Consider the following 13,647-nt stretch of genomic DNA (forward strand, 5'->3'; position numbering starts at 1 on the left):
CTGGCCGGAGCTCCCGATCCCGCCCTGTTCCCGGACAACGAGGACGCCCTCAAGGTCGCGCACGCCTACGCGGCGGGCTGCCGCGCGACTGGACCGGAGGACGTCCGGGGCAGGCCGCTCACAGGTCCAGGACGACCTCTCCGGCAGGTTTGGAGCAGCAGATCAGGATGTTGCCTTCGCCAGGGGGCTCGACGGGATCGGGCGAGTAGTCGACAGCACCCGACATCAACGCGAGTTCGCAGGTGTGGCAGACCCCGGTGCGACACGACCACCGGACCGGGACGTCGCAGGCCTCGGCGAGCTCGAGGAGGGACTCCTGGGCGTCGTTCCAGGGGACGTTGAGTCCGGTGCGAGCGAAGGACACCTGCGGTCCCGAGCCTGCCGGTCCGGCCGGCTGGTGCGGTGCCGTCGCCGCTGCGGCCTTGATGCCCGGGGTGATGGCAGCGCCTGAGCCGAAGATCTCGGTGTGGACGCGGGAGGCGTCCAGGCCGTAGTCGACGAGCGAGGCGGTGACGCTGTCCATGAAGGCGGCCGGCCCGCACAGGTACGCGTCGGCATCGGTGGGCAGGCCGATCCGCCGGACGACATCGGCGGAGAGGCGACTGGCCGCGGTGTAGTCGACGCCCAGCCGGTCGGCGTCGGTGGGCCTGCTGTAGTAGACGGTCGCCCGCGCGTTCGGCAGCGCCGCGATCAGGTCGCGGCTTTCCTGCGCGAAGGGATGCTCGGTGCCGTCACGCGCGCCGTGCAACCACCACACCTGGCGGGAGGACTGGTCCCGAGCGAGGCTGTGCAGCATGGCCAGGACCGGGGTGGCACCGACCCCCGCGGACAGCAGGACGACGGGATTGTCGCCCCGGGTCAGGCAGAACGTGCCGCGAGGAGCTGCGGCCTCCAGGTGGTCGCCGACGCGGATGTGCGCTCGCAGCTCGTTGCTGGCGGCGCCATGCGGTTCGACCTTCACGCTGATGCGGTACGCGCCGGTGCCCGGTGCGCCGGAGAGCGAGTAACTGCGGATGAGCGGCGCGGCGCCCCCTTCGGGCTGGACCTTGACGGTGATGAACTGCCCCGGCAGCGCCTCCGGCAGCGGGGAGCCGTCGGCGGCGGCCAACCCCAGGGAGAACACGCTGCGGCTCTCCGGGTGGATGCGCGTGACGGTCAACGGGCGGAAGCCGGGCCAGGCCGGGGGCGCCGCGGTGGCCGCGGCGTTGAGCCCGGCACTCCCGGTGGAGCTGCCGCCCTCCTGGTTCTCGTCCTGTTCCAGGAGGGTCTTCATGGAGCCTTGCCAGCCGGGGCTGAGGGCGGGGATCCGGAGGGCTCTCTCGACCTGCTCGCGGGTGTGGCCGGGCAGGTACAGCACCCGGTCGATCTCCTCGACGGTCATCGCCTCGGGGCCCGTGGACTCCTTGACGATGTCCTGCGCTGCCTCGACCTCGCCTTCCTCGATGACGCGCAGGTAGAACCCGGGGCGGTGGTGTGCCACCAGCAGGGCGGCCATTCTTGGCTCTCCCATGCGCAGACCCACCCGGTAACAGGTCACGCGGGGCTGGGTGACCTCGAACAGCGCCTCTCCGATGCGGTAGCGATCACCGATGCAGACTTCGTCGTCCGGCAGGCCCGCGACGGTGAAGTTCTCGCCGAACACACCAGGGGCGAGATCGTCGCGCCCCAGCTCCTTCTCCCAGTGCCGGTAGGAATCGAGTTGGTAGACCAGGACCGCTCGCTGTTCACCGCCGTGGCCGCCGAGGTCTCCCTGGCCGTCGCCGTCGATGTTGAGGCGCCGCACCATCCGCGGTCCGGTCACGGTCTGCTTGTAGACGCCGGTGTGTACGGTCCTGCCGTGCCAGGGGACGTCTTGCGGCATCCCCACATTCACCGCTGACAACGTCGCCACAACGCCACCTCCCTGTGGGCGCGCCTCCCGGGCGCCGAGGCCGGGAAGCGCGTGCTCTTCGGCTGCCGCGTCCGTGGGCGGCCGCCGGAGCGGATCTGGCTGACGTGCATCAGGTGAGGACGCGTCCGAGGAACCCGTGGATGTACCCGCTGATGGCGTCCAGGTGTGTCTCGAGGGCGAAGTGGCCGGCGGGCAGCAGGTGCACTTCGGCGTCGGGCAGGTCACGGGAGAAGGCTCGCGCGCCATCCGGCCCGAAGATCTCGTCCCGCTCACCCCAGACCGCCAGCAGGGGCACCTGGCTGGAGCGGAAGTACTCCTGCAGCTTCGGGTAGCCGTCGATGTTCGCCGGGTAGTCACGGAACAGCGCCAGCTGGACCTCGTCGTTCCCGGGCCGCTCCAGCAGAAGCTGGTCGAGTGTCCAGGTGTCCGGACTGACCAGACCGGTGTCGGGCGCGCCGTTCTCGTACTGCCAACGCGTCGTGCTCGGGCTGAACTTCGCCCGCGCGCCGGGTTCCGTGTCGCGGCTCGGCTCGCTGGCGTACGCGAACAGGTCGTCCCAGAACGGTCGGGTGAAGCCCTCCATGTAGGCGTTCCCGCTCTGCGAGATGATCGCGCTGACGTCGAAGGAGGGGTCGAGCGCCAGGCGCCAGCCGATCGGCGCTCCGTAGTCGTGCACGTAGACGGCGAAGCGGCTGATGCCGAGATGGTTCAGAAGGCCCGCGGTGATGCCTGCGAGATTGTCGAAGGTGTAGTCGAACTCGTCCACCTTGGGCATGGCCGAATGGCCGTACCCGATATGGTCGGTGGCGATGACGTGATAGTCGTCGGCCAGCGCGGGAACGAGATGGCGGAACATGTGGGAACTGCTCGGGAATCCGTGGAGCAGGAGCACCACGGGTGCGTCACCGGGCCCCGCTTCACGATAGAAGACCTTCTGTCCGTTGATGGTCGCCGTCTTGTGATGCGTGGGAAGCACATCGACCTCCTGCCTCGTCAGGCACTCCCGGGTGACGTCGTCGCTCCGCGCAGATGACGCCTCCTTCCTTTCCACGCTAGCCCTGACCTGAGGGAGGGACAACGCGACAGGACGGCCACGGATCTCCCGGCGACGAGCGCACCGTTACCCTGTGAAGCAGGGCCGCCCAAAAGCAGCCGGCGAAGAGGCGACGCCCTCGGAGGGCCGTTTTCCCACCGCAGTACTGGTACCGCCTCGCCGCGTGCTGGCAGCACTCGATTTCACGGACAGTGGTGAGGGATGACCGAATGCGACATTCCCGTCATGCTTCGTATCACAAGGGTGAATTGATCGCCCAGGAACGGGCTGGATTCCGCGAGAGCGCCGAGCACCTGCGCGCGATCATCGATGACCGTCTTCCCCGCGGCGCACAGGGCTTCCTGGCCGAGCTGCCTTTTCTCGTCGTGGGTGCGGCCGCACCCGACGCTCGGGTCTGGGCGTCGATCGTGTACGGACGTCCGGGATTCCTCCGCGTGATCGGTCCCCGTGAAGTCCTTGTCGCAGCGCATCTGCCGGAGACCGACCCGTTGGCTGCGGCCCTGGCCGACAGCGCGCACGTCGGAACCCTGGCCATCGATCTTCCTCACCGGCGGCGCTTGCGGGTCAATGGGCGCACGGAGGCCGTGCCGGAGGGATTCACCCTCACCGTCGACCAGGCGTACGGAAACTGCCCCAAGTACATTCAGAGCCGGGAGCCGGAGGGGGCCGTATCCGTCCCCGCGGTGTCCCGCGTGACGCGGGGCCGTGAACTGCGGCCCGAGCAGCGCCATATGATCGACACCGCGGACACGTTCTTCGTCGCCTCCACCTCCACGACGGGCGATGCGGATGTGTCCCATCGCGGGGGAAACCGCGGATTCACCCGTACCCTCACCCCGCAGCGTCTGCAATGGCCCGAGTACGAGGGCAACACGATGCTGATGACCCTCGGGAATCTCACGGTCAATCCGGCCGCGGGCCTGTTGTTCGTCGATTGGCACGCCGGTACGACGCTGCAGTTGACGGGCACCGCCGCCATCGACTGGAACACCCGCACCGCCGTCGGTGCCCACGGGGCGGAGACAGCAGTGGACTTCCGCGTGGCCGAGGTAATCCAGACGGATCTGCCCACAGGCTCCCTCAACTGGTCCGAGCCCCTGTTCTCACGCTTCAACCCCCCGACGCCGTCGGCGTCGCCGGGCGACCGCAGCGACCCGCGCGCCCGCACGGAAGACCAGCGCCACGACCAGGCGGGACGGACCGGGGCGTGAGAAAATGGTCGGATCCGCAATAGATCCACAGGGAGTTCGCCATGAACTCGGCTGAGGAACTCGGGATGCAATTCGGTATATTCACCGTGGGTGACGTGACCGCCGACCCCACGGCGGGGACCACTCCCAGCGAAGCGGAACGCATCCAGGCCACGCTCGCCATCGCGCGCAAGGCCGAGGACGTCGGACTCGACGTCTTCGCCACCGGAGAGCACCACAACCCACCCTTCGTGCCGTCCTCCCCGACGACACTGCTCGGCTGCATCGCCGGGCAGACCGAACGCCTCCTGCTGTCCACCGCGACCACGTTGATCACGACCAACGACCCCGTCAAGATCGCCGAGGACTTCAGCGTGCTCCAGCACGTCTCCGGCGGTCGCGCCGACCTCATGCTCGGACGGGGGAACACCGGTCCCGTGTATCCGTGGTTCGGACAGGACATCCGGCAGGCGATACCGCTGACCGTCGAGCACTACGGCCTGCTGCGGCGCCTGTGGCGCGAGGACGTCGTGGACTGGGAAGGCGAGTTGCGGTCCTCGCTCCAGGGATTCACGCTCGCGCCCCGGCCCCTGGACGGCGTGCCCCCCTTCGTGTGGCACGCCGCCATACGCACCCCCGAAGTGGCGGAGCTTGCGGCCCACTACGGCGACGGATTCTTCGCCAACCACATTTTCTGGCCCGCCTCCCACACGCAGTCCATGGTCGAGCTCTACCGGCGGCGCTTCGCGCACTACGGTCACGGTTCGCCGGAGCAGGCCATCGTGGGGCTGGGCGGGCAGGTCTTCATGCGGCACAACAGCCAGGACGCGGTGAAGGAGTTCCGCCCCTACTTCGACAACGCCCCGGTCTACGGCCACGGCCCCTCGCTGGAGGACTTCACGGCCCTCACGCCCTTGACGGTCGGATCACCGGCCCAGGTCATCGAGAAGACGCTGGGATTCCGCGAGTACGCCGGCGACTACCAGCGGCAGCTCTTCCTTGTCGACCACGCGGGTCTCCCTCTCAAGACCGTGCTCGAACAGCTCGACATCCTGGGTGAAGAGGTGGTGCCGGTGCTGCGCAAGGAATTCGCCGTCGGCAGACCTGCCGATGTCCCGCCGGCCCCTACACATCGGTCTCTGCTGCGCGCCCGCGGGGACGGGGGAGGACCGCACCCCGACGACGACCATCCGGAAGCGCGGTGAGCACCATGGACGAGACGGACAGCGTGAAGGCGGTGAGGCTGACGGTCATCACCGGCGGACTGCGCGAGCCGTCCTCGACGCGACTCCTCGCGGACCGGCTGGTGACAGCCGTGACCGCCGAACTCGAGCGGCTCGGCGACCACGCCGAGTCGACGATCGTGGAACTGCGCCCCCTGGGCCACCCCATCATGGACGCGATGCTGACCGGGCTCACCAGAGACGAACTGGAGTCGGCCTTCGCGTCAGTCGCGGACGCAGACGGGGTGATCGCCGTCACGCCCGCCTTCAACGCCTCCTTCAGCGGACTCTTCAAATCCTTCTTCGACGTCCTGCCGGAAGACACGCTCTCCGACATGCCGGTACTCATCGGCGCGACCGGCGGAACCGAGCGGCATTCACTGGTCCTCGAACACGCCCTGCGCCCGATGCTCACCTACCTGCACGCGATCGTCTCCCCCCGTGCGGTCTACGCCGCCACCAGTGACTTCGGCCTCGCATCGGGCTCAGCCCTGGCGGAGCGCATCGTCGCCGCCGCGGCCGACTTCTCCCGCCTGCTGCACGGGTGCGGGCCACGGCCACGACGCGACGTCGTCGACGAGGATCTCGCCTCCATGCAGGCACTGCTGGGTGGCAACGACGGATGACGGACCTCGGGCGCCGGCCCCCGACGCACCCGCACCGCACCCACCGCGCCATGGCCGCCTCGACTGCTCGCTCCTCGTGGCGACTTGACCGAGCACGGCTGGGCTGCCGGCCTGAGCGTGCGGGAGACCGCGCGGCGGGGACGCCCGCCCGAGCTACGGGCACGGGGTGTTCACCCGCCTCGGCGGTGAACGGGGCCACGTCCAGTCAACGTACCCATGCGGCGCGCGCCCACGGCTCGACACCGTGAACGACGTCAAGGGCCCACCATCAGCCCATGTCTGCGGCGCCCGGCTCGCGTGACTCGTCAGGCGTGTCGCCGATCTCGTCCACGCCGTGGAGCAGATCGTGGACCAGCTCGTCGTGAATCTGCCGCTCCACGGCCCGCGAAGACGCGGAGAACACGATCTCCTTGGCCTCCCTCAAGCTGCCTTCACCCGCACCGAGTAGCGCTCTCGTGACGATGATCGCGTCCATCGGCCCGATGCCGCGTGCGCTCAGTAGCTGCTGAACGTCGTCCATTCCGGACTCGCCCTCAAGCAGCGCACCGCACTCATCGGCCAGCGCCGAGAGCCGCGAGGCGCCATCCGGGGCCAGTCCCGACGTCTCCACCATTTCCCACCCCCATCAGTCCCCCAGCTCCTCACGCTCACCACGAGGAAGGAAGCGCCAGTGAAGTATGAAGGCCCGGGCGACGCACGGCCAGGGTCGTCAGACCCGGTGGCCGTCGTGCCGGCGTGGGCCCGGCCGCGGCGGGAGTTCGGCAGCGCGGCGAAAGTCGGCGGTCGGGGCGGGACTCGGCAGGTTCGGGCAGCCGGCGGACGATCCGATCATCCACAGGACTGTGGATATCCCGAAGGCCACCAAGCTCACCAGCGACAGTAATGGGGCGGCGGAACGGCTCGAAAGCCGCCTAGCGTCAGCGACGCCTACCGCAGATCCACGCTTACCTCGTGCTCGCGGAAGAACACCCCGGCATCGGCCGGGCAGCCTCTGAGGCTGCCCATACCTGGCGTCGGCCGGGGGCAAGGCCGGGGATCGCACGGCCGACGTTTTGGGCCCGGCCGAAAGGTTGTTCAGCCGGGCGTGCTCTCCACTACGTTCGGCCGGACCGGGAGGACCTCACCGGAAGCACGTCACCTGACCAGCAAGAAGCAGCTCCGATCAAGGGGGATTCGTCATGCTCGGTATCCGGAAGCGGGCGGCTACTGTGATCGCCGTCGCCGCCATGGCGGTGGGCGCGGTCACCGTTCCCGTCTCGTCGGCCTCGGCCGACCCCTGCTTGCACGTGCTCGGGAACTCGGTGGAGGCGTACATCAACAGCACCCACGTCGGCACGTTCTACGAAGCGTGGAACTCGTGCACGAAGGTGGTCTACGCCGAGTTCCACTTCGCGAGCACGACCCAGGCCACGGTGTGGAACGGCGACAGCACGATCGAGATCTGGCACAGCGGCGACTTCTGGAGCAAGAGGCTGGACAAGAACAACGGGTCCACGTGGTGGGAGACGCCGTTCAAGTCGATCTACACCGTCCCGACGAGCGACAGGCGCTACGACGCGGAGATCCACATCAGGAGCAACGCCTCAGATGCCTGTTCGGGTTGGGCCGGTTGGGACTTCTCCGGCCACCAAGTCGCGCCCACCTGGATCAGCTGCGGCTAGATTCCCGAATGCGCGGCACACCCTCGACCTCTGCTCCGCCAGAGCGGTACGGACCGGCATACCGGTAACCGAGTCGGGCGTACAAGCAGGTAGGGGCGGACCTCGATGGATCGAGGTCCGCCCCTACCTGCACGTTTACCGCTACCGCGGAGACTGTGGGATGTGAACCCACGGTGACATCGCTGCCACGACGTTTTCAAGACCACTCAGCCCGTCCCCCCTGGCACGGAGGTGGGCCGGAGTCGGGGCGTGGGGTTCGAGCCGGCGGAAGCGGCTCGCGGTCCGGGCCATGACCTGGTCGTATATCGCCAGCCGGCGGCGGGGCGGGTCCACGCTCCAGCCTGCGGTTACCGAAGGATCTTCAGGGGTCGGCGTTACCCTTTGGTGTTCAGCGGCGACCGGCCGGTGTGCACCCGGACCGGTGGCACTGCTCTCAGCTGAGAGCCGCACGCCGGGCGGAGGGCGTCGCGGACCAGTGGGCCAGTGGGCCGGCAACGTCGTGCGTCGGTGACTCGGCCGCGTCGCGTTCCCCGGTCGGGGAGGAGAGGGAGAGGCTTTGTCCGAGGAGAGGCCGTTCGGGATCGTGCTGCGCGGCCTGCGGCAGCAGGGCCGCTTGACGATCGAGGAACTGGCCGAGGCGTCCGGGGTGAGCGTCCGGGCGATCGGCGACATGGAACGGGGCCACAGCCGGGTTCCGCAGCGACGCACCGTGGCAGCGCTCGCAGACGGGCTGGGACTGACGGGCGCGGAGCGCGAAGCTCTGCTGGCGGCCGCGCGGGCCGGCCGTCCGACGCATGCTTCGGCGGTGACCGGGACGGCTGTGCCGCCGAGCGCGGTGGGGGACTTCACCGGACGCGAGGCGGAGCTCGCCCGGCTGGCTGAGGCCGCCGACGCGGCACGCTCCGGCGTGGGGGCGCCGGTGATGGTCGTCTCAGGCCCACCCGGGTGCGGGAAAACCACCCTGGCCCTCAGAGCGGCAGCGGACCTGGCCGGGGAATTCCCCAACGGCTGCTACATGGTGGACCTGCACGGGGTGGACGGCCCCGTGGAGTCGGCCGAGGCCGTGGTGAAGCTGCTGAAAGCCCTGGGCACGTCGGAGCGCCGGCTGGCGCAGGAGGACACGGAGGGCCACGCGGGTCTGCTGCGGGCGCTGCTGTACGAGCGCCGGTGCCTGGTGATCCTGGACAACGCCCGCGACGAGGCCCAGGTCCGGGCGCTGCTGCCCGCAGGCGGGCGCAGCGTGGTGCTGGTCACCAGCCGACGCCCGCTGACCGGCCTGGAGAACGTCGGCCGCCTGGCGCTGGCCGAGCTGCCGCACGCCGAGGCCGTCGAGCTGCTGCGCCGGATCATGGGCGCCGAGCGTGCGGATGCGGAGGCAGAGGCCGTGGCGCGGGTCGCGGAGCTGTGCGCGCGCCTGCCGCTGGCCCTGCGGGTAGCGGGGAACTGGCTGGCCGTCCGCTCGGCGTGGAGCGTGGACCACCTGGTCCGCCGGCTGGCTGACGAGGAACGCAGACTGGGCGCGCTCGCCGCGGGAGACGTGCGGGTGGAGGCGGCCTTCGAACTGTCCTACCGGCAGCTGACCGACCAGGCCGCCCGCATGCTGCGGCTGCTGAGCCTGGTCCCGGGACCGGACATGACCGCCGCCTACGGCGCCGCCCTGACCGCCACCGACCTGTTCGAGGCCGAGGACGTCATGGAGGAACTGGTGGAGGCCGGACTCCTCCAGACCACCCACGCCGAGCGCTACCACCTGCACGACCTGCTGCGCCTGTTCGCCCGCACCCGCCTGGCCCAGGAGGAGACACCTGACGAGCGGGAAGCGGCCGAGGAGCGGCTGGGCACCTGGCTGCTGGACACCGCCATCCTCGCGGGCCGCTGGTTCAACCCCGTGGACGGGGCACCGCCGTCCCCCCAGCAGGGCCTGGTCGCCCTGGGGACCGTCGAGCAGGCCCGCACCTGGCTGGAGAGTGAAGCCCCCGCCTGGTTCACCGCGCTGCGCACCGCGGCCGCTCGCGGTGAACACGTCCGGGTGGTGGAAACCGTTCAGGCCATGCAGACGTTCTACGACCTGTGTATCTACTGGGGGCACTGGGCCGAGGTCTTCCGCCTGTCCAGCCAGGCCGCCGCCGCACTCGACGACCCCGGCCTGCAGGCCTTCCACCTCAACCAGTATTCCTCCCTGCTGACCATCGAGCACCGATACCGGGAGGCCGTCGAAAGGGCCGAGGAGGCGATGGAGTGCGCCCGCCGCGCGCAGGACCTCTCTCAGCAGGCCTGGGCACTGCTGTTCATGTCATGGCCTCACCTGCAGCACGGCCAGATACACGAGCGCTACGACAAAGTCCGCGCCGCCGTCGACCTGTTCGAAGCCGGCGGTGATCACGAGGGCTGGCTCCACGCCATGATTTCCTTGCGGGTGAGCCTGCGCGACCTCGGTCGCGCGGAGGAGGCCCGGGCCCAGTACGAACGCATCATCGCCTTCCTGGACGCACCCGACTGCCCCCTCAGCGGGTACTCCGCCGACTTCCCCCGCGCCAGGGTGGTCAGCGGACTCGGTCGCGACCTCGCCGCTGTCGGGCGGTGGAGCGAGGCCGTGGAGCACTATCGCAGCGGCCTGTTCCAGATGCAGCGGATCGGGGTCCCCCACCTGGAGGCCGAGATCCTCATGGAACTGGCGAAGGCACTGATCGAACTGGGCGAGACCGCTGAGGCCCGAACCTGCCTCCACCAAGCCCTCGCCTTCGGCGACGCGGCAGACAGCAACCACCTGAAGACCACACAAGGCCTCCTGGACTCCCTCCCGGCCGAATGAACGCGCATGCCGCCGCGACACGCCGTGGGGTCGGGGAGCCCGCGGACCGCTGCCGGCCCGGCGCCTGCGGCAGCGTGGAGGCACAGATCCGCGCCTGCCGTGGCCCCGCCGCCGGGCCGGGCCGCGGGGCCACGGCAGGCAGCTCGGCCGCGGCTCACCTGACGCGTCGGGCGTAGGCCCGCAGTTCCTCCGCGAAGATCCGGGGCTGCTCGAACGCGGCGAAGTGACCGCCGGCGGTGATGTCGTCGTTGAAGTAGACGAGGTCCTTGTAGGCCTTCTCCGCCCACACCTTCGGTGTCCGCACCAGCTCCGCCGGAAAGACGCTGACGCCGACCGGCAGGTGCAGCACCGTCAGGTCGTGGTTGTCGCGGTAGAACTCCCAGTACAGCCGCGCCGACGAGGCACCCGTGTTCGTGAGCCAGTAAAGGGTGATGTCATCGAGCATGCGGCCGTAACCCAGGACGTGTTCGGGGTGGTGGTCACTGTCCGTCCAGTCGATGAACTTCTCGTAGATCCACGCGGCCTGTCCGGTGGGGGAATCGGCGAGTCCGTAGCCCAGGGTCTGGGGCCGTGTGGCCTGTTCCTGGAAGTAGCCGGAGTACTGGGCGGCAAAGACCTGCTGCTGAGCGATGGCCGCCTGTTCCTCCGGCGTACTGTCCCCGAGGGCGGTGTTGGTCAGCATGAACTCCGGCAGGTTCAGATGCACGCCGATCAGGCCGTTCGGACGTTGCTTGGCCATCTGGGTGGTGACAGCACCGCCCCAGTCACCGCCCTGGGCGATGTAGCGGTGATAGCCCAGGCGCCGCATCAGTTCGCCCCAGGCGGCGGCTATCCGCGCGGGGTCCCAGCCCGATTGCGTGGGCCGGTCGGAGAAGCCGTGGCCAGGCATCGAGGGGATGACGACGTGAAAGGCGTCGTCGGCGCTTCCGCCGTGACGAGTCGGGTCGGTGAGCGGGCCGATCGTGTCGAGGAACTCGACGAAGGAGCCGGGCCAGCCGTGGTTGAGGATGACCGGCAGGGCGTTCGGGTGCTCGGAGCGGACGTGCAGAAAGTGGATGCCCAGGCCGTCGATCTGGGTCCGGTACTGGCCGGTCAGGTTCAGCCGGGCTTCCAGGGCGCGCCAGTCGTACGTGGTGCGCCAGTACTCGACGAGGCCGCGCAACCGGTTGAGCGGCACGCCCTGGGAGACGTCCTCGACGGTTTCCGGGTCCGGCAGCCGGGCCGCGGACAGCCGGCGCCGAAGGTCGTTGAGCGCGCTCTGGGGTACGTGGAGGTGGAACCGTTCGATGTCTCTGCCGACCGGCGGCAGGGTCAGGTCGGCTACCGTGGCGGCCTGCGCCGCCGGGGAGTTGGCGGTCAGCCCGATCGGCAGGACGGAGGCCGTGCCGGCCAGTGCGGCCGTACGCAGGAAACCGCGGCGGCTGTTCGTCCGCGGCGACTCGTCGGCCGGGGACGGCGCGAGGCGGGTGGTGCCTCTGAGCATGGGGATCTCCATCGTCGCTGGGGTGTGGGTGTGCTGAGGGGCTACGTCAGCCGGAAGCGGCTTCGAGTGGTGCATCCGTGCGTGCCAGGACTCGGTCGCGGAAGCGGCGAGGGGTGTCCGCCGGACCCTCAGAGGGTGAGGATGATGCGCTTGTGCACCTCGCCGCTTTCCAGCAGGCGGTGGGCCTGTGCGGCTTGAGCCATGGGCATGGTCATCCGCTCCCGCATCGTCAGCCGTCCCTCGGCGAGCATCGTCATGGCCTCGTCCAGCGCGCCGGGCGCGCGGTCGGGCGATGGGTGGGAGAGCATGACGCCGAAGTCGGCCGCCGCGGGATCGGACAGGGTGATCACGCGTTCAGGTCCCCCGGCCAGGCTGACGGCGTCGGCCAGTACGCCCTTGCCTGCGGCGTCGAAGACGGCCTGGACGTCGCCCGACCGGCGCACCTCATCGAGGAGCCCGGGGCCGTAGCGCACCGGGGTCGCGCCCAACCGCGCGGCCAGTGCGTCGTCGCGAGCGCCGACGGCACTGAGCACCTTCACGCCTTGGGCGACGGCCAGTTGGGTGGCGATGACACCCACCGATCCGCCGCCGCCGAACAGCAGAAGGGTCTCCCCCCGCTTGACGTCGAGTTGGCGCAGCACTCCCGCGGCCGCCTCGGCGGAACTCGGCAGGGCCGCGGCGTCCACCCAGGACACCGCCGCGGGCTTGCGCGTCCAGATCGACGCGAGCGCGTACTGCGCGTAGCCGCCGAGGCCGAACAGCAGTGCCGCGACCTCGTCCCCGACGGCGGTACCCTCCACGCCCGGGCCCACGGCGTCGACAGTGCCGGCGGCCTCGAAGCCCAGTACGGTGTCCGGCCCCAAGGGGAAAGCCTTCAGATGACCGCCCCGGATCGCCAGGTCGGTCGGACCGACGCCCGCCGCCTTCACCTTGATCCTGATCTGGCCATCGGCCGGCTCCGGCAGCGACACCTCCGCCCATCGCAGAACCTCCGGCGGCCCGAACCCGGACAGCACCACAGCACCCGGCATGTCTCCTCATTTCGTGGCTTCACATGGCTCGGCGACCGACGCCTCACCTATAGTTGATACGTCACCTATATGGGGGTGGCGTGGGGAACAGCAGACGTGGCCGTCACCGCAGGCGTCAGCGGGTCGTCGGTTCGGGCGGACCGGCGAGCACCGGCCTCAACGGTCCGTGCTGATCTTCCCGATGATCGTCTCGGAGATCTCGGCCAGCATGGCGACCTGGCCGGGGGTGAGGTGGTCGAGCAGCAGGCGCCGGACGTCCTCGACATGCCGGGGTGCGGCGGCTTCGATCGCCGCACGGCCGGCAGGGGTGACCATCACGTACGCTCCGCGCCCGTCTTCGGCGCACTCGTCGCGTGCGAGGAGGCCGCGCTGGACCATGCGTTTGAGCTGGTGGGACACCCTGCTCTTCTCCCACCCGAGCACCTTGGTGAGTTCGAGGATGCGCAACCGGCCGCCGGGGACGCGGCTCAGCTCCGCCAGCACCGGGTATTCGGCCCCGGACAGCCCGAACTCGCTCTGCATGACCCGGCCGGCTTCGCTCACCACCAGGTCGTGCATCCGCAGCATGCCGCGCCACGCCCGTTCCTCCACCGGGGTGAGCCAGCGGGGCTCCATGTCCATGCGTGCATGGTACGAGAAGGTTGATGTCTCCACCGCCCTGGCTGCCACCGCCCTC

The 13,647-nt window shown here is 69.7% G+C and carries 11 protein-coding genes; 5 read left to right on the forward strand and 6 right to left on the reverse strand.

Annotated elements, in window-relative coordinates; translation table 11 throughout:
- Positions 1-118 precede the first annotated feature (118 nt).
- Positions 119-1,861 (reverse strand): MOSC and FAD-binding oxidoreductase domain-containing protein, encoded by a 1,743-nt coding sequence (locus tag BMW99_RS27660; protein WP_079138290.1) that lies wholly within the window; start codon positions 1,859-1,861, stop codon positions 119-121.
- Positions 1,862-2,000: 139 nt separating this feature from the next.
- The gene (locus BMW99_RS27665; RefSeq protein ID WP_069462813.1) at positions 2,001-2,867 is read right to left on the reverse strand and encodes an alpha/beta fold hydrolase; all 867 of its coding nucleotides are present in this window, start codon (positions 2,865-2,867) and stop codon (positions 2,001-2,003) included.
- A 287-nt stretch (positions 2,868-3,154) separates the two neighbouring features.
- Here BMW99_RS27665 and BMW99_RS27675 point away from each other — a divergent pair, with 287 nt between their 5' ends.
- The 3 genes from BMW99_RS27675 to BMW99_RS27685 all read left to right on the forward strand — a co-directional run bounded on the left by BMW99_RS27675 (position 3,155) and on the right by BMW99_RS27685 (position 5,984).
- Positions 3,155-4,156 carry a pyridoxamine 5'-phosphate oxidase family protein gene (locus BMW99_RS27675; protein ID WP_079138289.1) on the forward strand — a complete coding sequence of 334 codons (1,002 nt, stop codon included), beginning with the start codon at positions 3,155-3,157 and terminating at the stop codon, positions 4,154-4,156.
- Positions 4,157-4,221: 65 nt separating this feature from the next.
- Positions 4,222-5,340, forward strand: a complete 1,119-nt coding sequence (locus tag BMW99_RS27680; protein WP_069462821.1) for an LLM class flavin-dependent oxidoreductase — start codon at positions 4,222-4,224, stop codon at positions 5,338-5,340.
- A gap of 5 nt (positions 5,341-5,345) precedes the next feature.
- Entirely contained in the window at positions 5,346-5,984 is a 639-nt protein-coding gene (locus BMW99_RS27685; protein WP_069462820.1) for a CE1759 family FMN reductase, read from the forward strand.
- A gap of 268 nt (positions 5,985-6,252) precedes the next feature.
- Here BMW99_RS27685 and BMW99_RS27690 read toward each other — a convergent pair whose 3' ends face one another.
- On the reverse strand, positions 6,253-6,597 hold the full coding sequence (locus tag BMW99_RS27690) for a hypothetical protein (protein WP_069462811.1): 345 nt from the start codon (positions 6,595-6,597) through the stop codon (positions 6,253-6,255).
- Positions 6,598-7,162: 565 nt separating this feature from the next.
- On the opposite strand from BMW99_RS27690, the gene BMW99_RS27695 reads away from it, so the two are divergent.
- A complete protein-coding gene (locus tag BMW99_RS27695) occupies positions 7,163-7,645 on the forward strand; it encodes a hypothetical protein (RefSeq protein WP_141726064.1) in 483 nt (160 codons plus the stop codon).
- A gap of 556 nt (positions 7,646-8,201) precedes the next feature.
- The gene (locus BMW99_RS27700) at positions 8,202-10,457 is read left to right on the forward strand and encodes a helix-turn-helix domain-containing protein (protein ID WP_069462809.1); all 2,256 of its coding nucleotides are present in this window, start codon (positions 8,202-8,204) and stop codon (positions 10,455-10,457) included.
- Between the two features lie 154 nt (positions 10,458-10,611).
- Here the strand turns inward: BMW99_RS27700 and BMW99_RS27705 are convergent, their stop codons facing one another.
- The 3 genes from BMW99_RS27705 to BMW99_RS27715 all read right to left on the reverse strand — a co-directional run bounded on the left by BMW99_RS27705 (position 10,612) and on the right by BMW99_RS27715 (position 13,586).
- Positions 10,612-11,940, reverse strand: a complete 1,329-nt coding sequence (locus BMW99_RS27705; RefSeq protein WP_407640326.1) for an epoxide hydrolase family protein — start codon at positions 11,938-11,940, stop codon at positions 10,612-10,614.
- A 128-nt stretch (positions 11,941-12,068) separates the two neighbouring features.
- A complete protein-coding gene (locus tag BMW99_RS27710) occupies positions 12,069-12,971 on the reverse strand; it encodes an NADP-dependent oxidoreductase (protein WP_069462808.1) in 903 nt (300 codons plus the stop codon).
- A 156-nt stretch (positions 12,972-13,127) separates the two neighbouring features.
- On the reverse strand, positions 13,128-13,586 hold the full coding sequence (locus tag BMW99_RS27715) for a MarR family winged helix-turn-helix transcriptional regulator (RefSeq protein WP_245791652.1): 459 nt from the start codon (positions 13,584-13,586) through the stop codon (positions 13,128-13,130).
- Between the last annotated feature and the right edge of the window lie 61 nt (positions 13,587-13,647).

Source organism: Actinacidiphila rubida, from assembly GCF_900110255.1.
GTDB lineage: Bacteria > Actinomycetota > Actinomycetes > Streptomycetales > Streptomycetaceae > Actinacidiphila > Actinacidiphila rubida.

Excerpts from the sequence above, each read along its gene's own strand:
- BMW99_RS27715 (WP_245791652.1), bottom strand. The coding sequence starts at position 13,586 with ATGGAGCCCCGCTGGCTCACCCCGGTGGAGGAACGGGCGTGGCGCGGC.
- BMW99_RS27680 (WP_069462821.1), top strand. The coding sequence starts at position 4,222 with ATGCAATTCGGTATATTCACCGTGGGTGACGTGACCGCCGACCCCACG.
- BMW99_RS27690 (WP_069462811.1), bottom strand. The coding sequence starts at position 6,597 with ATGGTGGAGACGTCGGGACTGGCCCCGGATGGCGCCTCGCGGCTCTCG.
- BMW99_RS27710 (WP_069462808.1), bottom strand. The coding sequence starts at position 12,971 with ATGCCGGGTGCTGTGGTGCTGTCCGGGTTCGGGCCGCCGGAGGTTCTG.
- BMW99_RS27685 (WP_069462820.1), top strand. The coding sequence starts at position 5,346 with ATGGACGAGACGGACAGCGTGAAGGCGGTGAGGCTGACGGTCATCACC.
- BMW99_RS27675 (WP_079138289.1), top strand. The coding sequence starts at position 3,155 with ATGCGACATTCCCGTCATGCTTCGTATCACAAGGGTGAATTGATCGCC.
- BMW99_RS27660 (WP_079138290.1), bottom strand. The coding sequence starts at position 1,861 with ATGCCGCAAGACGTCCCCTGGCACGGCAGGACCGTACACACCGGCGTC.
- BMW99_RS27705 (WP_407640326.1), bottom strand. The coding sequence starts at position 11,940 with ATGCTCAGAGGCACCACCCGCCTCGCGCCGTCCCCGGCCGACGAGTCG.
- BMW99_RS27695 (WP_141726064.1), top strand. The coding sequence starts at position 7,163 with ATGCTCGGTATCCGGAAGCGGGCGGCTACTGTGATCGCCGTCGCCGCC.